Source organism: Arthrobacter sp. MYb229, from assembly GCF_002975405.1.
In the GTDB taxonomy this organism is placed as follows: Bacteria; Actinomycetota; Actinomycetes; order Actinomycetales; family Micrococcaceae; genus Glutamicibacter.
Map to the genome: position 1 here is coordinate 637202 of NZ_PCPS01000001.1, position 26158 is coordinate 663359.

The following is a 26158-nucleotide window of genomic DNA, read 5'->3' on the forward strand; positions in this document are numbered from 1 at the left end:
GGAAGCGGCTCGTTTAGGAGTCGGTGTCCTTCTTGCGCTTTCCAAACATGATGTCATCCCAGCTTGGAACCGAAGAACGCTTCGGCTTGCGCGGGGAGGAATCCTCGGCGGAAAGTTCGGGTTCCTGACTTGCGTCGTTGGAATCTTCCTTGTCCGTGACTACCATCAACTGCGAAGTCCGAGATGAGATGCCTTGTGACAGATGGGGGAATGACTCCTCATCGTCGTTCTCATACTTGCTCATGCTGCGTTCAATGATCTCGTTCAACCGGTCATCCTTCGCAGGATCCTCCGGGGCACGCTGGCCACGACGGGAATTGAGCAGGCTGACCAATTCCTCGGAATCGTTATTGTCTGCGCTGGCACTTGGTGCGGCCGGCTGCTCGGCCTGGCCTACGGCTGCGATGGGACGAAAATACTCTGGTGCCTGCTGCTCGCTTAACGTTTGCGCCCAACGATTTAGGTTCTTCAAGGACTTGCGCGCCGGGGTGAAAGCCCACTTGGCGACATTTTCCTTACCGTCCGCCGAACCGTTGTCCAGCGACTCAACGTTTTCAGATGGCAACGGAGAATCAAACTCCACCGTTACGATCCACTGGCCCTCAGGATCCTTCCAAGAGTTCCAGCGTGCGTGTTCGGCGTCGATATTGAGCTGGTGCAAACGATGCGTCACCATTGAACCAAGGTCCGCCGGTTCTTCGCCGAAAATCTCGCGGTACTCGGCATCGGTTTGAGGCCCGGAAACCTCTACCCGACGAGCCAATTCAGCGATGTGCTCACGTTCTGCTAACACTGGGCCTTCATACTTGACGATCTGTTCAACCGGAACATTCCATTCCAAGGACAGATCGTAAGCGGAAGCTCCAGCACGTACTCGTGCCTGGATCTCACGCGGCGAATGAACCGAAGACTCATCGCGGTTTCGCGGCGCCCGAGCTCGGGCGATTTCGGCCATTGCACTGCGCAGCGCATCGTCGACGGAAAGCTCAAAGCTCATCCCATCGTCGCTGCTGACCTGCAGGCTGGAACCATTTTCATGAATTCCTACCAGTCTCAGCTGACGCATTACTACCCTCCACACGGTCTATTTCCTGAGTAAAACTCTGCCACCTATGACCCTGATTTCCTATTACCGCCCCGGGTGTGGCGCAAGAATACTCGCAAGTTCATATCACTTTGTGGCTGATGTGTCACTGGCGGGAATGTTCGGCGCAGTTCAACGTTATACTTTTAGGCCGGTACTGGTGTTTACCAACAAGTGCCAAGTATCGAGATTATCGCCAGCGGAAAAGAGTGAAATACGATCATGGCCAATGAAAATGTTGCCTCACGTGAGACCAGCCAAGACCAGTCCCGCGCCGAGCAGCTGGCCGCAGCGAAAAAATTGGGCACCGCCGCGTCCGCGAACCTGGTCGATGAAAGCGAAGCTGAGCTTGCCGAAGCCTATGTTTTGCCCGGGGGAGAAGCCGGCCAAGACGAAGCAAATGTGGATATCATTCCGGAGCAAGCCGACGAATTCACCTGTGCCTCGTGCTTCATGGTGCGCCACCGTTCCCAGCTTGCCCGCGAAGATCAAGGGCAAAAATATTGCACCGAGTGCGAGGGCTAAGCCCCAACACTCGATGCAAGAAACAGACTTTCGGGGCTAAGCGCTAGCCCTGTTCTTCGGTAGATTCCGGAGCGCGGAACTGGATAGCCTCTTTGGCTTCCTGTTCTGAGGAATCACGCTGAGCCTCCTCGGTGAATTCATACATCACCCCGCCCAGAGCCGCGGTGAGCTCTTCGGGGCGGCGCGTGGAAGTGATCCAATAAGGGGTCTCATCGCGCGGATCGGTGACTTCCATGCGAACTACCGCATCGAGCCAGCCGCGCAAGTTCATGAATGCTAGTCCATGCAGCTTCTGGCCACGCTGCTTGAATGCTTCTTCGCCGCGATAGCCGATGGCCTCGCCGACGAATTTTCGCTCAATGGTAGCGCGGCCTACGGTGAGGCTTTCTTCGGTGACTTCCAGGGTAGGGACCTTAAGCAAGAAGATCACCGCGATGCCGACCAGGACAATGAGTCCGATTGCGATACCCCAAGGGATACTGATCGGGGCGACCGCTACGCCTGCGGTGATCGCGATTAGTAAAGGCCAAATCCATGTGCCGACCGAAGGCCATAGCTTTTCACGGAATAGAACATTTGAAGCCTCTGGGCTGGGAGTACTCATACCAACCAGTTTAGGCAATTTTTCGGAGTTGAATAACCGCTCGGATTCACTGGCGCAACCCTTTGGCGGCGCGCGATAGAGTTGGACAGGTAGAAAACGACCAATCGATTTACCGGGAGATTAGAAAAACTCATGAATGAGCCCACGATTTCAGTCAAAATCAAGATGCTCGATCCGCAGCTCCCGGCCCCCAGCTACGCCCACCCGTCCGATGCAGGTGCTGATCTGCATGCCCGGGGTGACGTAGTGCTCAAGCCGGGGGAACGCGCACTGATCCCTACCGGGCTCGCCTTGGCACTCCCGCACGGATATGTCGGCCTCGTTCACCCGCGAAGTGGTCTGGCCGCGAAGCACGGTATTACCGTCGTCAACGCACCGGGTACTGTTGATGCCGGATACCGTGGCGAGATCATGGTCACACTGTTGAACACGGACAACTCCAACGACTTTGAAGTACGTCGTGGCGATCGTATTGCACAGCTGGTTATCCAAAAAGTCGAACTAGCCCATTTTGAGCAGGTCGAGTCCCTCGACGACACGGCTCGCGGTACCGGTGGTTTTGGTTCAACAGGCGGATTCAACGCTAACTAAGTACCCTTGGTGTAAGAGCGCAAAACTTTAAGGACATCATGTTTTTCAAGCGTAAGAAGTCGGTAGAGCAGCCGGTCGAAGAGCCAACCGTCGAGGAAAGCACTCCGGAGCCCACCCCTACCAGCGGCCCATTCGACATCAGCGACGTGCCCGAAACCGATAGCTACCTCGACTTCGGTTCGATTCTCGTCAAGCCGATCCCTGGCATGAAGGTGCGCATGGATATCGAACAGGCGAATCAGCGGGTTGTGGCGGTTTCGCTGGAGATCGCCGAATCGCGCGTCCAACTGATGGCTTTCGCTTCTTCGAAGTCGGCATCCCTATGGCCCGGTATCCGTGAAAAAATTACCGGCGATATCCATGGGCAGAAGGGTGAGATCTTCACCCGCGAAGGAGAATATGGCGAAGAGCTTCTCGCCAAGGTTCCGCAGCAGCTGCCTGATGGCCGTGCCGGTCACGTCGCGCTGCGTTTCGTGGGCGTCGACGGGCCGCGTTGGTTCCTGCGCGCGGTCGTTGGCGGTGCCGCAATCGCCGATGAGGAAGCTACCCAGATCGTTGATGAACTGCTGCGTAGCGTCGTGATCAACCGCGGCGATAAGCCACTGCCGCCGGCTGAGCTACTTCCATTGAACGTACCGAGCAATGCCAGTACCCGCGTCGAGACACCCGAGCCGGAAATCACCCGTCCGGAACGCGGCCCTGAAATCACCCAGATCGGCTAATGGCATGTCCTGCGAGCCCGGCCCTTTAGAGGCCCATCTTGGCAGCAGGGAAGTCAGGCCGGCACACCTGCGCCTGGAGTCCTTGTCCGAGTTGCCGGTAAAGGGGCGAGTTGAGCACCTCGGGTACATTCAGTCGGTCAGCTACTCGGCCCCCAACACGCCACCGCGTCTGACCGCCGTAGTGGTGGACCGGTTGGCTGGAGTTGGTGGGCGCCGTGGCACCGTTCCGCATGTAAAGCTGCTGTTCATGGGCCAAAAGCAGGTACCCGGGATTAAACCCGGAGTAAAGATCAGATATGCGGGCATGGTTGCGCAGGTCGATCATGTGCCCAGCATCTTCAACCCGCGCTACCTGATCGTTCCGGTCAACCGCCGCTAAGTTTTGGGTTCTATAGTTGCCGTATAAGCAGGTCTCGCACCGCGACCGAGGCAGAAGTGAGAAGCATGAACAACGAAGAACAGCCAAACGAGCCGCAACGCCACAAGGAGCACTCGTTGGCTTCGAGCCTCGGACAGAATGCAAAGCTGGCGCAGAATGCCGACGGCGGGATCGATGTCATCGCCAGCGTTGGCGGTCCCCGCGGCATCGTTGAGACGGTGCTCCCGGGTTTCGTGTTCGTCATGGTGTACGCGCTCAGCCTAGAGCTTTCGTGGGCGTTGATCGCCTCGATCGGGCTCGGGGTGCTGTTCATGATCGTGCGGCTAGTGAAGAAGTCATCGCTGATGCAGGCCGCCAGCGGTCTCATCGGGATTCTGATCTGCGCCTTCGCGGCTCGTGCCACAGGTGAAGCCAAGGACTACTATGTTCCAGGCTTCTTTATCGGCGCCGGCTATCTGCTCGCGATGCTGATTTCGATTATCGTCAAGTGGCCGCTGGCCGGGGTGCTCTTCGGATTCATCCGCAACGAGGGAACCGCTTGGCGTTCCCAGCCGGCAAGGCTACGCCGCTACAGCGTCGCGACGTGGATCATTATCGGGGTATTCATTGCACGTCTCGCGGTGCAGTTGCCGATGTACTTCGCCGACAATGTGGTGGCCCTGGGCCTTGCCCGCGCGTTGATGGGCGCCCCGCTGTATGCCGCTGGGCTCTGGTTCGCCTGGCTGGTATCCCGTCCGGCCAAGGACATCCAGCCGGAGCAGACTCGGCAGTAAAACTAGCGGGCCGCTCCGCGCAGAGTGCGTCGCAACGGGCTTTCAGCCTCGGGAGTGGTGATGAAGAAGATTTCGTCTCCACCCTCGATCACGTCATCATCGCTGGGCGGGAACGGCGCCTTATCGCGCACCACCGCCACGATGGTGGTGTCTTGAGGCCAGGTGACACGGCCCAGGGTACGTCCAATCAGCGCTGAATCGTGCGGCACGGTGAATTCGACCATATGCACCTCACCGCTTTTGAGCGTCAGCAGGCGTACCAGGTCTCCAACTTCTACTGCCTCTTCGACCAAGGCAGTCATCAGCCGCGGGGTGCTCACCGCCACATCCACGCCCCAGGCGTCGTCGAACATCCATTCATTCTTTGGGTGGTTTACCCGTCCCACGGTTCGACGCACACCAAATTCGCTTTTGGCCAGCAGCGAGACCACCAGGTTAACTTTGTCATCTCCGGTGGCCGAGACGACCACATCGTATTCTTCGAGCTTGGCTCGCTGCAGGACCGCCAGTTCGCAGGCGTCTCCGATGAGCCACTGGACGTTTTCCAGATCTTCTCGGTCAGCCATTTCGGCTTTCGGATCGACAATGAGCACCTGATGGGAATTTAATACAAGCTCGCGGGCGATAGACGAACCAACTGATCCGGCCCCGGCAATCATTACTTTCACGTGTTTAGCTCTCTCCTTCAGTCGCTGACTGGAATCGGCGCATTGGCAAGGACTTTTTCCACATCTTTGCTTTTTTCAAGGCGCATCATGACATGGACCAAGTCGCCGCCTTGGAGGCGTGTGCGGCTTTCTGGGATGGTTCCTTCACCGAAACGGGTCAGGTAGGCGACCCGAACACCGGCAGCTTCTTCGAGCTCCTTGACCAGGTGTCCGTACCAGCCTCGATGCAAGGCGACTTCGGTAAGCATCAGTCGTCCCGAGGGCTCGCGGTAATCGCCACGGATGGAATATTCGGGAAGGATGCGCCGCAGGACTTGATCGGTGCTCCAACGAACCGCTGCAACCGTGGGGATTCCCAAGCGTTGATAGATTTCGGCGCGTCCCGGGTCGTAGATTCGCGCCACCACATGCGGCACGTTGTAGCTTTCCCGGGCCACGCGGGTGGCGAGAATGTTGGAATTATCACCGCTGGAAACGGCCGCAAAGGCGTAGGCCTCGGCAATTTTCGCCTCCACCAGGGTATCCCGGTCAAAGCCCAAGCCGACGACCTTGGTTCCCGAAAATTCTTGTCCCAGCCGGCGGAAAGCCTCAGGATTTTGGTCGATTATCGCCACCGAATGTCCGGCTTCGTCTAGCGTATGGGCCAGCGCAACGCCTACGCGTCCGCAACCCATGATCACAAAGTGCGCCACCGCCAACTCCTTGTTTTCTTGCCACCAGTGCAACTTCTGTGTGCTGCGCAGTTCACAGCCACGCAAGTAACAATAGCGCGCCGCGAACCACGCGCCTGAGACGAGGGTACTGCCTATGGCGCGCCCTGCGATAACGTTATCTCGTGCCTGCTTTATTTGATGGTCTTAAAAGGATCCTCGTGGGCCGGCCGTTTAGCACCGAACAGCTCAAACGCAAGCCGCTCCCACCTAAGATCGCTCTGCCGATCTTCTCTTCCAGCGCGCTATCGTCTTTGGCCTATGCGCCGGACGAAATTCTGCTGACCCTAGCCATGGCGGGCATTGCCGCGACAATGCTCTCGCCGGCGGTAGGTGTGGCGGTACTTGTCGTGCTGCTAGTGCTCGTGCTGTCCTACCGTCAATCGGTGGAGGCCTACCCCTCGGGCGGCGGCGACTATGAGATCGTCCGGAAAAATCTCGGGCCGCGCTCCGGAACCACCGTGGCCTCGGCTCTCCTGGTCGACTTCGTGCTCACCGTTGCGGTGTCCAGCTCTTCGGCCGCGCAGTACCTCTCGGGCGTTTTCCCCGCCTTGGAAGAGCATCGGGCCTGGGTGGCCTCGGCGATTGTGGCATTCTTGGTCGTCGCGAACCTCCGCGGCCGCGGACAGGGGCGTTGGTCCCTGGCCATTCCGGTGTACCTGTTCGCCGCCGGAATGCTGGCAATGATCGCCATCGGCGGGGTCCTGGCGCTGACCGGAAATCTGGGGCTGGCGCCGAGCGCCGAGTTCAACATTATTCCGGAACAGGAATTTGAGACCGGCATGCACGGCGTCTTTGGCGCCTTGCTGATCCTGCGCGCCTTCTCCACCGGCTCGGCGGCGCTGACCGGTATCGAAGTGCCCATTTCAAATGTGCATCACCTGCGCAAGCCCCGGGCCCGAAACGCCGGGCGCATTCTGCTGGTGCTGGGTCTGCTCTCCGGGGTGCTCACGCTCGGAACGCTGATGCTCGCCCGAGCCACGGGAATCAAGGTCGTGGCCGATCCGCAGGCCTCGTTGATGCTCGCCGGCCAGCCAATCGCGCAAGATTATGTGCAAGTCCCGGTCTTGGGGCAGTTGGCCCAAGCCGTCTTCGGAGACTTCTTCCTCGGCACCGTGGTGGTGTCCCTGCTGACCATCGCAGTCTTGCTGCTCGCAGGCAACCAGGCATTTAATTCATTCCCCAACCTCGCCAGCCATTTGGCTGGGGATGGCTACCTGCCGCGTCAGCTACGCACCCGTGGCGACCGCTTGGGCTTCTCCAACGGCATCCTTTCCCTCGGCGCCGCGGCGATCGTGCTGATCTTGCTGTTCAGCGGTGATGTGACGATTCTGGTGCAGCTCTACGTGGTTGGCGTGTTCGTTTCCTTCACGCTCAGCCAGCTCGGGATGCTCAAGCACTGGTCCCGCGTGTTGATCACCGTCACCGATCGCAAGGTGCGCGCCGCCAAGCAACGCAAGCGCCTGCTGAACCTGATTGGGTTGATTCTTTCGCTGCTGGTGCTGGTGATTGTGCTCGCCACCCGATTCGTTCACGGCGCCTGGCTTGCGGTGCTTGGCATTGTGGCGTTGACCTTGATCATGGAGTCCTTGCAGCGTCACTATCAGCAGGTTGACGACGAACTGGCGATCTCCGACGAGCATTCGGCGACCGCGTTGCCAGCCCGTGTCCATGCCCTGGTGCTGGTGTCCACGGTGCGTAAACCGGTGCTGCGTGCGCTCGCTTTCGCGCGAGCCTCACGCCCCTCCAAATTAGAAGCGATCATCGTGGACATCGAAGCGGAGAAGACCGAGCAGACGTTGGCCGCCTGGGATCGATTGCGCATTCCCGTGCCGATTACCGCGCTTGCTTCGCCCTATCGCGAAATTGCCGGACCGCTCATCGAACATATTCGCTCGATTAAGCGTGAATCTCCCCGCGACCTCATCGTTGTTTACATTCCCGAATATGTGGTCGGGCACTGGTGGGAACAGCTGGTGCATAACCAGACCGCGCAGCGAGTGAAGAACCGCCTGCACTACGAACCTGGAGTGCTCATCGCCTCGGTGCCTTGGCGCCTGCTGAGCTCATCCGAAGCACTGATCGGTGGCCCGACCGAGGAATCCTCGGCACACCGCCATACAACACCTCACGAAGGATAACTTTGATGAACGCCACCGAAACCCTGCAGCTGCGGTTAGGTTCGATAGCCCACGGTGGACACACCGTAGCTCGCCATGAAGGACGGGTAATTTTCGTCCGCCACGGCATCCCCGGCGAACTGGTCAATGTGCGCCTGACCGATGCGGGCGAGAGCGCCAAGTTCTGGCGCGCCGATGTCGTTGAGGTCCTCGAAGCGAGCGAGCACCGCGTAGCGCACGTCTGGGAACAGGCCGACGCGTTGAAGCACCGCGATCCGGTTGGGGGAGCGGAATTCGGCCATATGTCCCTGGACTACCAGCGCGAGCTAAAAGCCCAGGTGGCTGCCGAGCAGCTGACGCGCTTAGGCGGCTTGAAGGCCGAAGACTATAATTTCCCGGCGGTACAGGCCGTGGCGGGCGACTCCACCGGCCTGGGCTGGCGTACCCGGATGTCCTACTCGGTCACCGAGGACGGCCGGCTGGCGATGAGCGGATTCCGCAGCAACGAACTCACCGCAATCGACAACATGCCCTTGGCGCATCCGGGTATCGAGGCCATCGGCCTGTATTCCGTGGATTTCACCGGGATCGACCGGGTGGAGGCTGCGGTCTCCAGCGAGGATGACTCAACCGTTCTGGTCTTGCTCTCGGAACTGCGTCCGGGCGCGGCCAAGCGGGTGGCGCAGCAGCTGCCCGAAGGGGTGAACGTTGCGGCGTTCAGCCAGATCGGTGGTTCTGCCGCCGATGGCAAGGGGGAGCTGCAGACCATCGTGGGCAACAGCTGGTTGACCGAAAAGGTGCTCGGCAAGACTTTCCGGATCACCGGCGAGGGATTCTGGCAGGTGCACCGTCAGGCAGCCACGTTGTTGACCGAACGGGTGCTGGACCTGACTCAGCCGGAACCGGGCGAGGTCATTGCCGACCTCTACGCCGGTGCAGGCTTGTTCTCGCTGCCCCTGGCAGAAGCTGTGGGGCAGCACGGACGAGTGTTCAGCATCGAAGGTGCGCCGGGAACCCATGCGGATGCGAAGAAGAACCTGGCCGAGGTGCGCCAGGTGACGGTGACCCGCGGACGCGTGGAACGGCTGATGCGCCAGCTGGCCCGCGAAGCAGACCTGGGTGCGGTCGTCCTCGACCCGCCGCGCACCGGATTGGACAAGCAGTCCGCCGCGGAATTGGCGGAAAGCGGCGTTCCACGCATTTGTTACGTCTCCTGCGACCCGGCTGCTTTTGCCCGTGATACGGCTCGTTTGATGTCACGCGGCTACGAATTAGATCACATGGAGATTCACGATTTATACCCGCATACCCACCATATGGAGTCAATTGGCTTGTTCGTGCGCCGCTAAACGAGGGTTTGCGTCCGTTGGAACACGAATTTGCGGGATTGTTTCTGCTGATCCGGCATTTTCTTTCAGTAACGGATAGACTGTTTTTAGCACTGCAGCGATACAAGCATGACAATCTCAGTTAGGAACGCCTAACTGGAATAATGTTTGCACATGCATGAAGAATGAGTGTCTGGCGAGAGGAGTCCCAATGAGTAAAGTGGACAGTTTCGGTGCCAAGGGCGTACTTGACGTCAAGGGAACCGAATACGAAATTTACCGACTGAACAAGGTCGAAGGCTCGGACAGCCTTCCCTACAGCTTGAAGGTTCTTCTGGAGAACCTGCTTCGCACCGAAGATGGCGCGAACATCACCGCAGATCACGTCAAGGCCCTGGGCCAGTGGGATGCATCGGCTCAGCCGAATACCGAAATCCAGTTCACCCCGGCGCGCGTCCTGATGCAGGACTTCACGGGTGTGCCTTGCATCGTTGACCTTGCCACGATGCGTGAAGCCGTGCAGGAACTCGGCGGCGATCCTACCCGTGTGAACCCGCTGGCACCTGCCGAAATGGTCATCGACCACTCCGTGCAGATCGACACCTTCGGTTTCGCCGGAGCGGTCGAGCGCAACATGGAAATCGAATACCAGCGCAATGGCGAGCGTTACCAGTTCCTGCGTTGGGGCCAGACCGCATTTGACGACTTCAAGGTCGTCCCACCGGGCACCGGTATCGTGCACCAGGTCAACATCGAGTTCCTGGCTCGCACCGTGATGACCCGCGAGGTCAACGGCGTGCTTCGTGCCTACCCGGACACCTGCGTCGGCACCGACTCGCACACCACCATGGTCAACGGCATGGGCGTACTTGGCTGGGGCGTTGGCGGCATCGAGGCCGAGGCAGCAATGCTCGGCCAGCCAGTGTCCATGCTGATCCCACGCGTTGTCGGCTTCAAGCTCGCTGGCTCGATCCCGGCCGGCGCAACCGCAACCGACGTGGTGCTGACCATCACCGAAATGCTGCGTAAGCACGGCGTGGTTGGCAAGTTCGTTGAGTTCTACGGCGAAGGCGTGGCAGCAGTGCCGCTGGCTAACCGTGCAACCATCGGCAACATGTCCCCAGAGTTCGGCTCGACCGCCGCAATGTTCCCAATCGACGATGTCACCTTGGACTACCTGCGCCTGACCGGCCGTAGCCAGGAGAACGTGGACCTGGTCGAGGCATACGCCAAGGAACAGGGCATGTGGCACGATCCAAACCGCGAGATTCGCTTCAGCGAATACCTCGAGCTGGATCTGTCCACCGTGGTGCCATCGATCGCCGGCCCGAAGCGTCCACAGGACCGCATCGAGCTATCGGGCTCGAAGGAACAGTTCCGCAAGGACATCCACAACTACGTTTCGAACTCGGAAGACACCCAGGGTGTTGGCCGTCCATCGACCGCAGTTGAGGTGACCAAGGAAGATGGCGAGAAGTTCACCATCGACCACGGTCTGGTTTCGATCGCTTCGATCACCTCGTGCACCAACACCTCGAACCCTTCGGTCATGCTGGCCGCAGCGGTGCTTGCACGCAACGCCGCCGAAAAGGGCCTTGCCTCCAAGCCATGGGTCAAGACCTCGGTCGCCCCAGGCTCGAAGGTCGTCACCGAGTACTACGAGAAGTCCGGCCTCATGCCGTACCTGGAGAAGCTCGGCTTCTTCGTCGTAGGCTACGGCTGCGCAACCTGCATCGGTAACTCCGGCCCGCTGGATGCCGAGATCTCCGAGGCCATCAACGCCAACGACCTCGCAGCCACCGCGGTGCTCTCGGGCAACCGAAACTTCGAAGGCCGCATCAACCCAGATGTGAAGATGAACTACTTGGCTTCCCCGCCATTGGTCATCGCCTACGCACTGGCCGGCACCATGGACTTCGACTTCGAAACCGATTCCCTGGGCAAGGACAACGAGGGCAACGACGTCTTCCTGAAGGACATCTGGCCATCGCCAGTCGAGGTTCAGGAAATCATCGATTCCTCGATCGACGAAGGCATGTTCGCCAAGGGCTACGAAGGCGTCTTCGAGGGCGACGACCGCTGGAAGGCGCTCGACACCCCAGAGGGTTCAACCTTCAAGTGGGACGAGAAGTCGACCTACGCGCGCAAGGCTCCGTACTTCGACGGCATGACCGCCGAACCACAGCCGGTTTCCGACATCGACGGCGCTCGCGTGCTGTTGAAGCTGGGCGACTCGGTCACCACCGACCACATCTCGCCTGCAGGTTCGTTCAAGTCGGAAACCCCGGCCGGACAGTACCTGATCGAGAACGGTGTGGATCGCAAGGACTTCAACTCCTACGGCTCACGCCGTGGCAACCACGAGGTCATGATCCGCGGTACCTTCGCGAACATCCGCATCAAGAACCAGCTGCTGGACGGCGTCGAGGGTGGCTTCACCCGCGACTTCACCCAGGACGGCGCTCCGCAGGCTTACGTCTACGACGCTGCCGAGAACTACAAGAGCGCCGGCACCCCGCTGGTCGTGCTTGGCGGCAAGGAATACGGTTCGGGCTCCTCGCGTGACTGGGCTGCCAAGGGCACCGCACTGCTGGGTGTCAAGGCCGTCATCACCGAGTCCTTCGAGCGTATCCACCGCTCGAACCTGATCGGCATGGGCGTTCTGCCACTGCAGTTCCCACAGGGCGAGTCCGCTGATTCGCTGGGTCTGACCGGTACCGAGAGCTTCTCGATTGCCGGCGTGACCGAGCTGAACAACGGCACCACCCCGAAGACCCTGAAGGTGACCGCTACCGCCGAAGACGGCAAGGTCACCGAGTTCGACGCCGACCTGCGCATCGACACCCCAGGCGAAGCAGATTACTACCGCAACGGTGGCATCCTGCAGTACGTGCTTCGCCAACTTGCCGGTAGTAAGTGATTTCCTCGAATATGAGGCTGTCTAGGAGCTGACACCTCCGGCCGAATTTAGCTCCAGCGTCTCACACATGCGCCCCGATAGGCTTAGGCCCGTCGGGGCGCATGTGTCCATGGTTCAGTCGAGGTGCAGACGCCAGAACGGGTCGTCTGCCCAGGGGGCGGAGATGTCTCTGGCTTGCAGTTGCATGACCAGCCTTCAGCGCAAGTTCAGAGCCCGACGAATCGTGAAGTGCTCCTCCTTCATCCGTTTGCCCCGCGTGCACCGAGGCCGTATGCTTGTACCAACACGACAGGTCCGCTTCTCTAGATGAGACGCGGGCCTGTTCTCTTTCTGCCCCGCGCCGGGGACGCGGGGACGATAAGCACATGAGCACGCCGGACAGCACCTGCGCCAAGCCATTCCTGACGATCCCCGAGCAAATCCGGCGACTGCGCACCCGCGGCTTGGACTGCGGCCCGGATCAATTCGCTTCGGGAGTCCTCGAGCGCTACGGCTACTACCGGCTGTCGGGATATTGGCACCTCCACCGAGCTCGGCCCGAGCCTCCCGCGGATCGTTTCGACAAGGACGGTCGAGAGATCCGTCTGGAATCGTTCGTGCCCGAGACGAGCCTGGCCCACGTGGTCGCCCTATACGAGTTCGACCACGAGCTACGGACCCGTCTGGGCGACATCATCAGCATGGTTGAGACGTCGTTCCGGTTCCATGTCGGCCACCGACTCGGAAGGGGCGACCGGTTCGCTCAGCGGCGTCCTGAGAAGCTCGGCGCGCTCCGGCCGGCTGATTCGAGCGCGTCACCTGAGCCGACCACTGCCTACCGCGAATGGCTTGAGGAGTATGACCGCCATGAGAAGCGTGCACGGGGCGACTTCGTCGTCCACTTCCGCGAGACCTACGGTCCGCACCTGCCGATCTGGGTGGCGACGGAGGCGATGTCGTTCGGTGTCCTGAGCGGTCTCTACGACCTAATGCCCCAGGGCGACCAGGAGATCCTCGCCGCGCGGTTCCAGATCAGCACCGCTGACGGCAAGGGTGACCGCGGTGCCTTGAGTAACTGGCTTAACAACCTCCGCAATGTCCGGAACATCTGCGCGCACTACGGCCGCCTGTGGAACCGCACATTCGACGTGGTCATCGACGCGCCGGGGCGGGCGCGCACGGACGCGAGCCACCTCCTGGCCCCGCTCGTCGGCGATGGCATGAGTAACAAGCTCTATGGCGTGCTGCTCATCCTGCGCCACCTGATGCTGAGCATCGCGCCGGAGCGGTCCGACGTCGTCGACGTCGCCGACCTCATCGAGGCCAGGTCGCAGGAGATCGGATTCTCCGTGGCCCAGCTCGGCTTCCCCGACGGCTGGCGGAGCAGCTCGGCCTGGGGTCGGGGCTTCTCGCTCGATCCCTCGCCGATGCTGGCGGCCAGCTTGCTCGACCGCGCCAAGTGCTGGACAGCTGCAGAGACGCGAGCCGCGCTGACTCACGCAGAGGTCACTGAGGCCGAGCATGATCGGACCCCGGAGCAGGCGTCGCGGGCGTTGAAGGCGGCCCAGCGCAGCCTGCTGCGGGCCTATCGGAAGCACCAGGTCGTGATCGAGGTCGAACTGGGGAAGACCAAGCTCTATCCCGTTTTCCAGTTTCGCGACGGCAAGATCATCGACGCCCTCGCGGAGATCAACAAGGCGTTTGCCGCGGCTTGCGAAGACGCGGAGCCAGCGCCAGTCGCCGCGGCGCTGCTGGGTTGGTGGCAGACACCGCATCCTGGACTGCCGAAAGATTCGGACGGCTCGGATCGATCGCCGGTCGACCTACTGTACTCAATCTCCGAGCAGGACTTCGAAGCGGCAGTCGAAGACGCGGACGCCACGAGCAGCTTCGTCGTGCCGAGGCGGAGCTAGCGCCCGGGCAGACGGCGTCTCATGGAGCGCTGGCCTGCTAATTCCCATACTGCGGTGGTGAACGGTGGCCCGCCGCTAGGTACACCTCGCAGGGTTCCCACAGCTCGAGACCACGCACTTGCCGTTGGGGATTGATGAATGAAGCGCGTGGCTTCTTGGGCGCGCCGTGCGCAGATCACGCAGGGTCTCCTGCACAGGAGAGATCAGCTCGGGCCTTTCGGTAACGGGCTGATCGTGATGGGACGAGCGTGGTGCGGTCGCGCCGGTCTCAGCGTAGGACGCCGCGTGGGGTAAAGGCCTCAGCCATATCCTCGGCGATGACGATGCGCCTGTCGTGCGGAGACTGCATCCGCCGGCGCAACACTTGCGAGCCGATAACAAACCCAGGGTGATCCAGTCCAGGAATTTTGCGGACCTGTTCGAAGGGGCCGCCTTCAACTATATGAATGGTGCCCTTATGCGAACACCCCATCCCACATCGCCAGGCGCTGATTCAGACATCCGTTTGCGTGACACGGCGATCGATCGGATGCCGCCAAACGAGCACGACGATTGTTCCCACGAGAATCGCGGCTGTGAGCGCGAAGGGAACAGGGATCAGGGGGTCGACGAGAATCAGAAGAGCTGCTCCGGGTATGACCGTATTGACGATTTGGTCTGCATGGGGCCTGATCGCCAGCGCCCATATGCCGACGACGAATACCGCCAGCGGGACCGTGTAAGCGAACGATGCCCAGGGTTGATGCAGCTGGCTGTGACCGGTGAGGACGTCGATCTCAACCTCGATCCCAGCGGAGAACGCTCCAGCAGCAGCGAAGATGAAGTAGTGACCGTAGCCGTAGACCAGTGAGCTCCAAATCCCGTTGATAGCTCGGTGGTGTGGCGGCCAGAAGTAGATCCACCACAGTGCCGCGGTGGCGATGAGTGTGAGAACGGCGATCGAAATCAGTGGCCCGATTGCATCGGCGTCGTGCACGGCTTCGATGATCGCGTTCGCGGAAGCCAGCAGGCTCTCGCCGAGAAGGATGAGGGTGAACAGTCCGTACCGCTCGGTGATGTGATGCGGATGCCATGGGGTCGAGCCGGTGTGGTCAGCGACGATCGGTACAGAGATCTCCGCGACGAACAGCAGGACCAAAGCGACTGGGAATAGGCCTGCCGGCAATAGCAAGGCAGTGAGCCAGAGGACCTGAACCAGGGCGATGCCGCCCGCGTAGATGAGGGTTGCGCGGCGTGCCGATCCTGCTCCTCGAGATGCGCGCAGCCATTGGGCGACAAGTGCCAGCCTCATGACGACGTACGCGAGAATCAAAACAGAGAAGTCGTGCTCCTCGAATACCGGGCCGATGCCAGAGGCGAGGACCAGTACGCCGCCCATCTGGACGATGGTCAGTACTCGGTAGAGCCAGTCATCGGTATCGAAGCTGGTGGCGAACCAGGTGAAGTTCATCCACGCCCACCAGATCCCGAAGAACACGATCAAGTAAGTGACGATGCCGTCGAGGATGTGGCCCTCGACGAGCTCGTGATGCAACTGGGCGGCCGCAATGCTCACAGCGACAACGAAGACCAGGTCAAAGAACAACTCCAGCGTGGAGGCTGTCCGCCCGGATTCGTGCGGGTCGCGCGGTCGCATGGGCACAAGGCCGAATCGAGAGGAGGTGGGCATGGTGCAGAATCCTAATCCGTTGAGAACCCCGGCGACCAGTGTTGGTCGCCGGGGTGCTCATTTGAGTCGTCGGTCAATGAGTGGGAGCACCAGTGAGGTGTGAACGAGCCACGACTGTTCCAAAAATAGTCGTCCTCGCGGCAGCCAGGGCGTGCCTCCTTGCGTGGCTCTGGAAGCACACCCTGGCTAAATCCTTAGCCGACTGCGGTGCGGGCGATCTCGGCGTCCTGTTCGGGCGTTCCACCCGAGACGCCGAGCGCGCCGATGAGCCGACCGTTCTCGTCCAGGATCGGAACGCCGCCGCCCATCAACAGGAGCCCACCGTTGGTGTGGTCGAAGTGCGGGACGGGCTCGCCGATCTGCAGGGGCGCGTTCAGCGCTTCGCTTGGTGCCTCGAACATGACTGAGGTTCGTGATTTCGCCAGCGCGAGATCGTTGGAAGCCAGCCAGGCTCCATCCATGCGCTCGAAAGCGACGAGATTTGCTCCAGCATCAAGGACGGCGAAGACGGCATTCAGGCCGAGATCGCGGGCCTTCTCCTGGCCGGCGTCGATAATCCGGCCGGCAGCTTCAAGAGTGATTGTCGAGTGTGACATCAGATTGGTTCCTTTCTTCTGCTCTGCCTCAGGCCTTCTGGGTCCATTCGGTTTCCTGCCACTGCTTGGCGGCATCGATGGTCTCCAGTGGCCGCATGGTCCGGTAGTCAGGATCGTTAGAGACGATGGTCTCCACCATCGCGTCGACCATTTCCTGCGGATCGGCCTGGTCGGCCAGTGAGGGTCCAAAGTCAGGCATGGGGACGTGCGCGGTCTCGGCGTCGTGCCATTGCACGTAGCTCTCAGCGCCGGTGTCGTTGAATCCAGTTCCGAAGACTCCGGGGTTAACGGTGGCGACCTTGATGCCGAACTGCTCCAGCTCGGCCTTCATGGAGCCGGCGACGGCCTCGATCGCGTGCTTAGTCGCGCAGTAGGCACCGAGGAAGGGAACGACGAGGATCCCGCCCATCGACGACGTCCACACGATTCGTCCGCTCTTTCGGGCGATCATCTTCGGCGTGATGGCCTGGACTAACTCGAGATGTCCGAACAGGTTGATGTCGAACGATTCCCGCACGCGCTGCAGCGGGATGTCGACCATTGCTCCGCCCTCCATGACGCCGGCGTTCAGGACGAGGACGTCGACGTCGAAGGAACCGGCGTGGGCAACGTCGATCGCGTCGAGAAGATTGAGCTTGATGACTTTGAGCTCGACGCCAGCCGCTTCGGCGTCCGCCCGGAGGCCACGGACCTGTGGCCAGGTCTCGGCGGCGGCGATCACCTTGTGGCCTTGACGGGCAAGCTCCAGTGCGGTTCCTTGGCCGAATCCGCTGCTGGCACCTGTGATGAGTATCTTCTGGGACATGTGAAACTCCTCTGAGTAACTATCTGGATACTTACATACGGAAGCCTGCCACATCTTGCCGGCACGGTCAATAACTAGATGGTTACCTATAGACTGAGGGCATGCCACCAGATGCAACAGACACCAAGCGACGGATCCTCGTCGCGGCACGCGGAGAGTTCGCCCAGTTCGGCCTGGCCGGCGCGCGGGTGGACCGAATTGCCAAGACGGGACGGGTCAACAAGCGATCGATCTATGTGCACTTCGGGCCGAAGGATCAGCTTTTCGACCTGGTCGTGGCAACGGCATTGACCGAGATGGCCGAAGAGGTGCCGTTCACTGCTGAGGATCTGCCGTCCTACGCTGGCGCACTGTTTGACTACTTGACTGCACGGCCCGAGGTCTTGCGGTTGACAACCTGGGCTGGTCTTGAGCGTGCCGATGCCTCGCAGGGCGAGGTTCAGGCATATGCGCCCAAGGTAGCAGCTCTGTCGGAGTCGTTCGATGATGCAGCTGTCGACGTGCTCGCTTTGTTGCTTGGCCAGATCACCGCCTGGCAGTTCGCGTCGTCTGCACTGCGCGCACATGCTGCAGAAGGACCCTGGTCAACTGAGCGTCTTCGGCGACACCGCATCCTGCTCATCGCATCAGTCGAGGCGCTCGTCAGTGTCGCGGAGGGCAGTGTCAAGGGGTCGCCTTCGCCGAGCTGAGATCTGCCCCCCACTTGTAGAGAGGTAGCACAAGGCGTGGGCTCGTTCGATCGATGCCGTGAGGACCTCACGCTCCCCACGTCCTCGTTTCTGGTTCGGCGTCTCGTGATCATCTCCCTGACAATCCACGTGACGCGGAGCCCGATCGGGCGGTGGCCTCGGTGTCAGAAGTCGGAGTCCAATACGCCTCATACGCGACGACTTTTCGAGATGCCACGACAGGTGCAGCGGCCGTCCTCAGGATTCCACACGACCGGCGACAAGGCGAGCATTCGGGGAAGGGGTGAGGCTCCCAAGTACCGCAACCGAAGCATCTCAACGGGGATAGATGGGCAGCTGCAAAGTAGTCACACACGCCTCCTAATGTGCCTCTGATCAGGAAATTTGCCTCGTCGACAGGAGCGTTCAACTACCGCACACTTCAGCGAAGCATGTCTCAGTACGTCCTGCGCCAGATTGCCGCTGCTAACTAAGGTTTCCACCTGAAGTTGGTTCCGGTTTCTGGAACAACGCCGAAGGCCCCAAAGCAATTGCTATGGGGCCTTCGGGCATTTAATGCCCTGCGGCAAGGAACTAAGCTGAAGCCATGAGCGCTAACTGGCATCGTGGCCTGCTCGCCGACCCGCAGGCGGCATTGGTGCAGCAGTGGCTGAGTTCTCCGCTGCTGGTTGAAGATCTCTCGTGGGGTCTGACCGACACCCGAGTGCTGCGCCTGCGTTCACTCGGACGGGACTACATCCTCAAGACGGCCGGATCGGCGAATCTTCATCTCGGCCGAGAGTTCAAGGCCCACGCAGGCTACACCGCCCCGTTGCTGGCACACGGGCTGACCGCTGCATTGCGTCATGAAGACCGGGCGCTGCGTCTGCTGCTCCTGGATTATTTGCCCGGTGTCTTATGCGAACGGACTTCCAGCGCCGATGACCCGGAGGTACACGAGCAGGCGGGGCGGGCATTGCAGCTCCTGCACGGGCAGCACGCCAAGGTGGACGAAGGATATGAAAAGAATTTCATAGCCAATGGCCTGAAATGGCTGGACGCAGAGCACCGGATTGAACCGAGTTTCGTGGCCGCCGCGCGCAAGATCTTCGCAGATTATCGTCCTGAACCGGTCCTCGTGGTGCCCACGCACGGTGATTGGCAACCGCGTAACTGGTTGATAGATCAAGGGAAACTGCGGGTGATCGACTTCGGCCGTTTCGCCTTCCGGCCCGCCGAAAGCGACCTGGCCAGGCTCTCGGCCCAGCAGTGGCGCGAGCATCCTGAACTAGCTACCGCGTTCTTTCGAGGGTATGGCCAGGACCCGCGGGAATTGCGCAGCTGGCCCATCGTGCAGCTGCGCGAGGCGATCGGCACCGCGGCCTGGGCCTACCAGGTCGGCGACACGGCCTTTGAAATCCAAGGACACCGTATGCTGCGCGACGCGTTGGAACTATTCTGAAAATACCGGCGGCGGCCCCAGGCTTGCGGGCTGCCGCCTAACAGTAGTCAAGGTCATTGCGGGTAAATTCGCACCTCACCGCAAGGTGACGGATAATGGAAATAGTCCTGCGAAAGCTACACTAAGAGTTTCGGATGGATCGACCGGTCCGTAGTGGGCGAACAAGTAAAGGGGATGACAGTGTCTTTGTTGGAGACCATCAACAAGCCTAGCGATCTGCGGGCACTTACCCTGGAACAATTGGAGGACCTCGCGGGGGAAATTCGCGCATTCCTCATCGCCAACGTGGCCCGTACCGGCGGCCACCTCGGACCGAACCTCGGGGTGGTCGAACTGACCTTGGGCATTCACCGTGTCTTTGACTCACCCACCGACTCCATCGTCTTCGATACCGGTCACCAGTCCTACGTGCATAAGCTCGTCACCGGACGCCAAAACTTCACCACCCTGCGTCAGCAAGGTGGACTTGCCGGTTATCCGGACCGCGGAGAGTCCGAACACGACATCGTCGAATCATCCCACGCCTCCTCCTCCCTCTCTTGGGTCGATGGCATCTCGCGGGCCAACAAGCTGCGCAAAAACACCGAGCGCTACGCGATTGCGCTGGTCGGTGACGGCGCCCTGACCGGTGGCATGGCCTGGGAAGCGGTCAACAATATTGCCGCCGACAAGGATCGCAAAGCCATCATCGTGGTCAACGACAATGGACGCTCTTATGCGCCGACCATCGGCGGACTCGCCAACCAGCTCTCGGGCCTGCGCCAGCAGCTGGATAAGTTCCGCACCCACCCGTACTACGAAGATGCCATGAGCAAGCTCAAGGGCAGGCTCAAGGACTCGGGGGCGGTAGGAAACTTTGCCTACAAGTCCCTGCATGCCACCAAGAAGGGCATCAAGGACTGGTGGGCTCCGCAGGGCCTGTTCGAGGATCTGGGGCTGAAATATATCGGACCCATCGATGGGCACAACCAGGGCGCCGTAGAAGAAGCATTGCTCCAGGCCAAGCAGTTCGGCGGCCCGGTGCTGGTGCATGCGATGACCGAAAAGGGCCACGGCTATGCGCCGGCCATTGCCGACGTGGCGGATCAGTTCCACGCCGTGGGCGTGATCGACCCGGAGACCGGCACCCCGGTGTCCAGCGGGGGAGCGCAGAGCTGGACCAGCGTCTTCGGCGAGGAAATTGCCGTAGTGGCGGATGAACGCGAGGATATTGTCGCAATCACCGGGGCCATGCTGCAGCCGGTGGGCCTGAAGAAGATGGCCGACAAGTACCCCGAGCGCGTCATTGACGTGGGAATCGCCGAGCAGCATGCCATGACGGCCGCCGCGGGACTGGCCTTTGGCGGCCTGCACCCGGTAGTTTGCGTCTACGCGACCTTCCTGAACCGGGCCTTCGACCAGCTGCTGATGGATGTGGCACTGCACAAGGCCGGGGTCACCATCGTGCTGGACCGGGCCGGAGTCACCGGCCCCGACGGCCCAAGCCATCACGGCATGTGGGATATGGCGCTGACCCAGATCATTCCAAATCTGCACCTGGCAGCCCCGCGTGATGCCTCGCGGCTGCGCGAAGAACTCCGCGAAGCGCTGGCCATCGACGACGCGCCGAGCGTGGTGCGGTTCTCCAAGGGATCGGTGGGCGAGGAAGTCGAGGCGATCGACCGGCTGCCAGATGGGGTGGACGTGCTGGCACGGCTCGGCGACCGGGCGGCCCCGGATGTGCTGATCGTCTCGGTGGGCGCGATGAGCGAGCTCTCCCTGGACGTCGCACACCGGCTGAACAGCCAAGGCATTTCGGTTTCCGTCGTTGACCCGCGCTGGGTGCTGCCGGTACCGGCTTCGGTGGTTTCCTTGGCCGCCCGCCACCGCATCGTGGTCTGCATCGAAGATGGCGTGCGCGCCGGGGGCGTCGGTTCCCGGCTGCGTACCGAAATGCGCGCTGCAGGGGTCGACACGGCCTTGAACGAGGTCGGTCTGCCCACCGAGTTCCTGGCTCACGGCAGCCGCGCCCAGGTGCTTGAACGCGTGGGGTTGACCGCCAAGCAGGTAGCCCGCGACACGCTGGCCCAGGTGCTCGGCACGAAGGTGCCCTTCGCCCGGCCGCTGCCTGGCCAGGAACTTCCCACCGGGCAGATTCCCAAGCTGTGAGCGGACCGATGCCATTGCCAACCGGGTTAACGCGGAACCCGGAGCCGATGAAATTCGGCTCGCTGATTGTCAGCCGTGCCTGGAAATACGACGGTAGCCCCCACTGGGTGGTCCCCGGTTTTTACCTTGGCTCCGATGAACACGGCCATTGGCTGCACCAGCCGGCCGGTTCTTTGGTCGCCAGGCCCGGAACCGCGCATCTGGCGGCTACCGACGCGCTGTGCCTGGTTCCGCACCGGGGCTTCTGGGTAGCGACCCTGTATTCAGATGCGGCCGATGACTTCGATGTCTACATCGATCTGGCTACTTCCATCGGCTGGCAGCCGCTGCGCCGCGGCGGGTGGGAAGTGAATTCCGTGGACATGGACCTCGACGTCATCCGTTCGCGCACCCGAGGCACGTTCCTGGACGACGAAGACGAATTCGCGGAGCATTCGCTCAGCATGAAATATCCCGAGGAACTGCAGCGCCAGATGCGCGAAACCAGCGCCACGCTATTGCACGACGTCGCCGAGAACCTGCCGCCCTTCACCCACGCACACCGACAGATCTGGCTGGCCAAGGTCGCGGAACTCCCGCACTGAGCCCGGCACCCAAACCTACCTAGAGGAAAAAACTATGGCGATCATCCGCACCTACCGTCTTGACGAGAAGAACGAACTGCAGTTCCGCGAAGCCTGGTACCAGCAGTTTGACGACGAGGAACTCGGACAGTTCGTGATCAACCACGGTACCGTCGGCCACATGTCAAAGACCAACGAAGTCCAAGATGTGAAGGCCGAACGCGCCGACGAGCTCTTCGCCGGATTCCTGGCCACCTGCGCGGAGGACGGCTTCGCGGAGATCCCTACCGAGGAACAGAGCTGGGTGATCGTGCAGTACGCGCTGAAGACGGTGGAAGGCACCGAACGCGACCGCTACATGGAGAAGAAGGCGACCGAAGCGCTGACCGGACACCTCGCCTGGCGGGGACTTGGCACCGTGGAGTCTAGCGACTTCGCGCCGCGCAAGTTGAACATCCGGGTGCTCTCACCGGCTCCAAAGCTTGCCGTCGCGGCGGTTAAGGTGTGCATCCGTGACGCCAAGCTGGACTTCACCAAGATGAGCGTGGGCACCGCGCCCTATGACAACCTGGAGGCCGTCAAGATGGCTCACCCGATGCCGGCGAAACCATTTTCACTGAGCTAGAAGCGACGGGGCCGCACGCTGGCCCGCAGTAGCTGCGCCCGAAAGCGATGCTGAAGCCAGGCTTCTCCGCCATCGGCCGCACGAAGCACAAAGGACTAAGGACAAATGATTCCACAAGAGGATCGGGACGAATCCCCGGGAGCCACGCGTAAAACATCACAGATCGGGGCCACTCGAACACCACTTCACCTGGTGTTCCAAGCCTGCCTCGGTGTGATTGTTGGAATTGGCATTACCTCGCTGCTCGGCGAGGTGCCCGGTGCCCAGCTGGCCCTGGGCGGCGTCTTCGTGGTGCTTGCCGCGTGGATCGTTGAGCAAGGTTTCCGGCTGCCGGCCCCGACTACGAAGACCGGATCGCGGATCCGCCTGGTCTTGCGCCTGGTTTCGCTGATCGGCTTCACAATCGCCGTCAGCCCGCTGCTGACCCTGATCGAAGCATGAGCGATTCACCACGAGCCAGCTAATCGCTAAGCGGTAACCGGAGCAAGGCCCTGCTCTTGGCCACCCTCCAGCCGAGCCCCGGCGTGGTGCTGGGCTTCGGCTTGGCTTTGCAGCCGCTTTTGGTGCTCAACGGCTGGAGCGCAGCCAGCTAGCCGACCAGCAAGTTTTAGCATGCAGCGCAAAGCGCAAGAGCCGGCCGGAACAATCCCGCAAGGGAAAAGTTCCGGCCGGCTCTTTTGGCTTGCCGCGACGCTTAGTCGGTGCCGGAGTCGAACGCTGCGGACTCGATGGCGCGGTCCTGCGCCCGTCCGGAATCATCCACAGGCGAAGCGTCAACGATATCGTTGGCGCCGCCGTTCTCCAACGAGCCAACGAGCTTTGCGGTGGATCCACCGACAAGGCCCATGCCGGCGTACTGTTCCAGGCGACCGCGTGAATCGGCGATGTCCAGGTTGCGCATGGTCAGCTGGCCGATGCGATCCAGTGGGCCGAAGGCTGCGTCGCCTACGCGCTCCATGGACAGCTTATCCGGGTGGTAGCTCAGGTTCTCGCCTTCGGTGTTCAAGATGGTGTAGTCGTCGCCGCGGCGCAGACGTACCGTCACGGTACCGGAGATGGCCGAGCCGACCCAACGCTGCAGCGCCTCGCGCAGCATCAGCGCCTGCGGGTCCAACCAGCGGCCTTCGTACATCAGGCGGCCCAGGCGGCGGCCTTCGTTGTGGTAGCTGGCCACGGTGTCTTCGTTGTGGATGGCGTTGACCAGACGCTCGTAGGCGATGTGCAGCAGCGCCATGGCCGGAGCCTCGTAGATGCCGCGCGACTTCGCCTCGATGATGCGGTTTTCGATCTGGTCGCTCATGCCCAGTCCGTGACGTCCGCCGATGATGTTTGCCTCGTTGACCAGGGCCACCGGATCGGTGTATTCCTTGCCATTGATGGCAACCGGGCGGCCGGCGGAGAAGGTGACCGAAACATCCTCGGCCTTGACCTCGACGGATTCGTCCCAGTACTTCACGCCCATGATCGGCTCGACAGCCTCGAGGGAGGTGTCCAGCAGTTCCAGGGTCTTCGCCTCGTGGGTTGCGCCCCAGATGTTGGCATCGGTCGAGTAGGCCTTTTCGGCCGAGTCGCGGTAAGGGAAACCGTGCTCCTGCAGCCATTCGCTCATCTCCGAGCGTCCGCCGAGCTGAGCGACGAATGCCGGGTCAAGCCATGGCTTGTAGATGCGCAGCTTCGGGTTGGCCATCAGGCCGTAACGGTAGAAGCGCTCGATGTCGTTGCCCTTGTAGGTCGAACCATCGCCCCACACGTCAACGCCGTCTTCGCGCATGGCGCGCACCAGCAGGGTGCCGGTGACCGCGCGGCCCAGCGGGGTGGTGTTGAAGTAGGCTTTTCCGCCCGAGCGAATGTGGAAGGCACCGCAGGAAAGCGCGGCGAGACCTTCTTCGACCAGGGCTGGCTTGCAATCGACCAGGCGCGAGGCTTCGGCGCCGTATTCCAGGGCGCGGTCCGGAACTGCATCGATATCTGGCTCGTCGTACTGGCCGAGATCGCCGGTGTAGGTGTACGGGATGGCGCCCTTGTCGCGCATCCAGGCAACTGCGACCGAAGTATCAAGGCCGCCGGAGAACGCGATACCTACGCGTTCGCCTACAGGGAGAGAGGTGAGGACTTTAGACATGTTTCCATCCTAATGGATAAATATGCAACACAGTGAATTGAGGCGTGAAATGTTCCGCACACCGTCCTACCCGATAGCCTATGGGTAAGTAGCCGTTGCGTGAAGCGGCCCCACGAAAACAATCAAAGAGGTGCTTATGGAATTTCGTCAGCTTGGCCGCAGTGGTCTGAGTGTTTCCGTCGTCGGACTCGGTTGCAACAACCTGGGGCGTCCCGGAACCGCCACGGAATCTCAGGAGGGAACCGACGCGGTGATCCGCGCCGCCCTCGATTCAGGAATCACCCTCTTCGATGTTGCCGACACCTATGGGCGTGAACCCGGATTGTCCGAAGAGCGCCTGGGCAAGGCGTTGGGCGCCGCCCGCAAGGACGTGGTCCTAGCGACAAAATTCGGCATGGATATGAAAGGCGTCAACGGGCCCGACTTTTCGGCTCGTGGCTCGCGGCGGTATATTGTCAACGCCGTGGAGGCCTCGCTGCGCCGACTTGGTACCGACCATATCGACCTGTATCAGTTCCACACCCCTGATGCGAACACTCCCATTGACGAAACCTTGCGTGCCCTGGATGACCTGGTCACCAGCGGCAAGGTGCGCTACCTCGGCCATTCCAATCGGTCCGGCTGGCAGATCGCCCAGGCGGAATATGTGGCCCGCGAGCTGGGAACGGAGCGATTCATCTCGGCGCAGAACCACTACAACCTGATCGACCGCCGGGCCGAGCTGGAAGTGTTGCCCGCAGCCAAGGAGTTCGGGCTCGGGGTCCTTCCCTACTTCCCGCTGGCCAATGGATTGCTCACCGGAAAGTACGCCAAGGGCTCGGCGCCCCAGGGCAGCCGGTTGACCCATGCCCGCCAGCAACTACTGGAAACCAGCGATTTCGAACAGCTGGAGAAGTTCTCCGCCTTTGCCGCCTACCGCGATCTGGCACCGGCCGAGCTGGCCTTCTGCTGGCTGGCTGCACAAGGGCCGGTGGCTTCGGTGATCGCCGGTTCCACGCGTCCGGAGCAGGTCAAGGCCAATGCGCACGCGATTCGGTGGGTGCCCACCACGGAGGAAAGCGCTGAAATCGACGCGATCTTCCCTAGCCCGCAAAAGGTTGCCCTGTTTTAGCGGAACACCGCCAAAGACGCGGAGCTAAGGTGCGCCAGCCCAAGAAGGGGTCGGCGCACCTTAGCTCCGTGAA

The 26158-nt window shown here is 61.2% G+C and carries 24 protein-coding genes; 16 read left to right on the forward strand and 8 right to left on the reverse strand.

The genetic code is table 11. The features are described from left to right. Positions 1 to 13: 13 nt before the first annotated feature. On the reverse strand, positions 14 to 1066 hold the full coding sequence (sepH, locus tag CQ019_RS02965) for a septation protein SepH (RefSeq protein WP_105552393.1): 1053 nt from the start codon (positions 1064 to 1066) through the stop codon (positions 14 to 16). A gap of 240 nt (positions 1067 to 1306) precedes the next feature. Here sepH and CQ019_RS02970 point away from each other — a divergent pair, with 240 nt between their 5' ends. Further along, positions 1307 to 1609: a DUF4193 family protein gene (locus tag CQ019_RS02970; protein ID WP_105552392.1), complete on the forward strand. Its 303-nt coding sequence runs from the start codon at positions 1307 to 1309 to the stop codon at positions 1607 to 1609. A gap of 43 nt (positions 1610 to 1652) precedes the next feature. On the opposite strand, the gene CQ019_RS02975 is transcribed toward CQ019_RS02970, so the two are convergent. After that, on the reverse strand, positions 1653 to 2213 hold the full coding sequence (locus tag CQ019_RS02975) for a DUF3093 domain-containing protein (RefSeq protein ID WP_105552391.1): 561 nt from the start codon (positions 2211 to 2213) through the stop codon (positions 1653 to 1655). 132 nt (positions 2214 to 2345) lie between these two features. On the opposite strand from CQ019_RS02975, the gene dut reads away from it, so the two are divergent. From dut to CQ019_RS02995, 4 genes are all read left to right on the forward strand, one after another. Continuing rightward, positions 2346 to 2804 (forward strand): dUTP diphosphatase, encoded by a 459-nt coding sequence (dut, locus tag CQ019_RS02980; RefSeq protein ID WP_105552390.1) that lies wholly within the window; start codon positions 2346 to 2348, stop codon positions 2802 to 2804. Positions 2805 to 2842: 38 nt separating this feature from the next. Beyond that, positions 2843 to 3526, forward strand: coding sequence for a DUF3710 domain-containing protein (locus CQ019_RS02985; RefSeq protein ID WP_105552389.1), 684 nt, complete (start codon positions 2843 to 2845; stop codon positions 3524 to 3526). Between the two features lie 4 nt (positions 3527 to 3530). Further along, positions 3531 to 3905, forward strand: a complete 375-nt coding sequence (locus tag CQ019_RS02990) for a hypothetical protein (RefSeq protein ID WP_105552388.1) — start codon at positions 3531 to 3533, stop codon at positions 3903 to 3905. Positions 3906 to 3970: 65 nt separating this feature from the next. Beyond that, on the forward strand, positions 3971 to 4678 hold the full coding sequence (locus CQ019_RS02995) for a DUF3159 domain-containing protein (protein ID WP_105568888.1): 708 nt from the start codon (positions 3971 to 3973) through the stop codon (positions 4676 to 4678). A 2-nt stretch (positions 4679 to 4680) separates the two neighbouring features. Here the strand turns inward: CQ019_RS02995 and CQ019_RS03000 are convergent, their stop codons facing one another. Then, the gene (locus tag CQ019_RS03000; RefSeq protein WP_105552386.1) at positions 4681 to 5346 is read right to left on the reverse strand and encodes a TrkA family potassium uptake protein; all 666 of its coding nucleotides are present in this window, start codon (positions 5344 to 5346) and stop codon (positions 4681 to 4683) included. A gap of 17 nt (positions 5347 to 5363) precedes the next feature. Further along, the gene (locus CQ019_RS03005) at positions 5364 to 6038 is read right to left on the reverse strand and encodes a TrkA family potassium uptake protein (protein ID WP_105552385.1); all 675 of its coding nucleotides are present in this window, start codon (positions 6036 to 6038) and stop codon (positions 5364 to 5366) included. Between the two features lie 143 nt (positions 6039 to 6181). On the opposite strand from CQ019_RS03005, the gene CQ019_RS03010 reads away from it, so the two are divergent. The 4 genes from CQ019_RS03010 (at position 6182) to CQ019_RS03025 (ending at position 14316) form a co-directional block, all read left to right on the forward strand. Continuing rightward, positions 6182 to 8197: an APC family permease gene (locus tag CQ019_RS03010; RefSeq protein WP_105552384.1), complete on the forward strand. Its 2016-nt coding sequence runs from the start codon at positions 6182 to 6184 to the stop codon at positions 8195 to 8197. Between the two features lie 5 nt (positions 8198 to 8202). Then, complete coding sequence (locus CQ019_RS03015; protein ID WP_105568889.1) at positions 8203 to 9525, forward strand: class I SAM-dependent RNA methyltransferase; 1323 nt, start codon at positions 8203 to 8205, stop codon at positions 9523 to 9525. 190 nt (positions 9526 to 9715) lie between these two features. Further along, on the forward strand, positions 9716 to 12424 hold the full coding sequence (gene acnA, locus CQ019_RS03020; protein WP_105552382.1) for an aconitate hydratase AcnA: 2709 nt from the start codon (positions 9716 to 9718) through the stop codon (positions 12422 to 12424). 365 nt (positions 12425 to 12789) lie between these two features. Next, entirely contained in the window at positions 12790 to 14316 is a 1527-nt protein-coding gene (locus CQ019_RS03025; protein WP_105552381.1) for an Abi family protein, read from the forward strand. Between the two features lie 493 nt (positions 14317 to 14809). On the opposite strand, the gene CQ019_RS03030 is transcribed toward CQ019_RS03025, so the two are convergent. The 3 genes from CQ019_RS03030 to CQ019_RS03040 form a co-directional block, all read right to left on the reverse strand. Beyond that, positions 14810 to 15985 carry a low temperature requirement protein A gene (locus CQ019_RS03030; protein WP_181148231.1) on the reverse strand — a complete coding sequence of 392 codons (1176 nt, stop codon included), beginning with the start codon at positions 15983 to 15985 and terminating at the stop codon, positions 14810 to 14812. A gap of 194 nt (positions 15986 to 16179) precedes the next feature. Continuing rightward, entirely contained in the window at positions 16180 to 16581 is a 402-nt protein-coding gene (locus CQ019_RS03035; protein ID WP_105552379.1) for a heme-binding protein, read from the reverse strand. A 28-nt stretch (positions 16582 to 16609) separates the two neighbouring features. Continuing rightward, entirely contained in the window at positions 16610 to 17386 is a 777-nt protein-coding gene (locus CQ019_RS03040; RefSeq protein WP_105552378.1) for an SDR family oxidoreductase, read from the reverse strand. 101 nt (positions 17387 to 17487) lie between these two features. Here CQ019_RS03040 and CQ019_RS03045 point away from each other — a divergent pair, with 101 nt between their 5' ends. From CQ019_RS03045 to CQ019_RS03070, 6 genes are all read left to right on the forward strand, one after another. Further along, positions 17488 to 18075: a TetR family transcriptional regulator gene (locus CQ019_RS03045; protein WP_105552377.1), complete on the forward strand. Its 588-nt coding sequence runs from the start codon at positions 17488 to 17490 to the stop codon at positions 18073 to 18075. Between the two features lie 586 nt (positions 18076 to 18661). Continuing rightward, positions 18662 to 19516 carry a phosphotransferase family protein gene (locus CQ019_RS03050; protein ID WP_105552376.1) on the forward strand — a complete coding sequence of 285 codons (855 nt, stop codon included), beginning with the start codon at positions 18662 to 18664 and terminating at the stop codon, positions 19514 to 19516. Between the two features lie 180 nt (positions 19517 to 19696). Then, complete coding sequence (gene dxs, locus CQ019_RS03055) at positions 19697 to 21664, forward strand: 1-deoxy-D-xylulose-5-phosphate synthase (RefSeq protein ID WP_105552512.1); 1968 nt, start codon at positions 19697 to 19699, stop codon at positions 21662 to 21664. An 8-nt stretch (positions 21665 to 21672) separates the two neighbouring features. After that, positions 21673 to 22248, forward strand: coding sequence for a DUF402 domain-containing protein (locus tag CQ019_RS03060; RefSeq protein ID WP_105569256.1), 576 nt, complete (start codon positions 21673 to 21675; stop codon positions 22246 to 22248). Between the two features lie 34 nt (positions 22249 to 22282). Continuing rightward, positions 22283 to 22852, forward strand: coding sequence for a hypothetical protein (locus tag CQ019_RS03065; protein WP_105568890.1), 570 nt, complete (start codon positions 22283 to 22285; stop codon positions 22850 to 22852). Positions 22853 to 22957: 105 nt separating this feature from the next. Then, positions 22958 to 23293 (forward strand): hypothetical protein, encoded by a 336-nt coding sequence (locus CQ019_RS03070; protein WP_105552374.1) that lies wholly within the window; start codon positions 22958 to 22960, stop codon positions 23291 to 23293. 253 nt (positions 23294 to 23546) lie between these two features. Here CQ019_RS03070 and argG read toward each other — a convergent pair whose 3' ends face one another. Further along, positions 23547 to 24974, reverse strand: a complete 1428-nt coding sequence (gene argG, locus CQ019_RS03075; protein WP_096286375.1) for an argininosuccinate synthase — start codon at positions 24972 to 24974, stop codon at positions 23547 to 23549. 136 nt (positions 24975 to 25110) lie between these two features. On the opposite strand from argG, the gene CQ019_RS03080 reads away from it, so the two are divergent. Next, positions 25111 to 26085 carry an aldo/keto reductase gene (locus tag CQ019_RS03080; RefSeq protein ID WP_105568892.1) on the forward strand — a complete coding sequence of 325 codons (975 nt, stop codon included), beginning with the start codon at positions 25111 to 25113 and terminating at the stop codon, positions 26083 to 26085. Positions 26086 to 26158 lie beyond the last annotated feature (73 nt).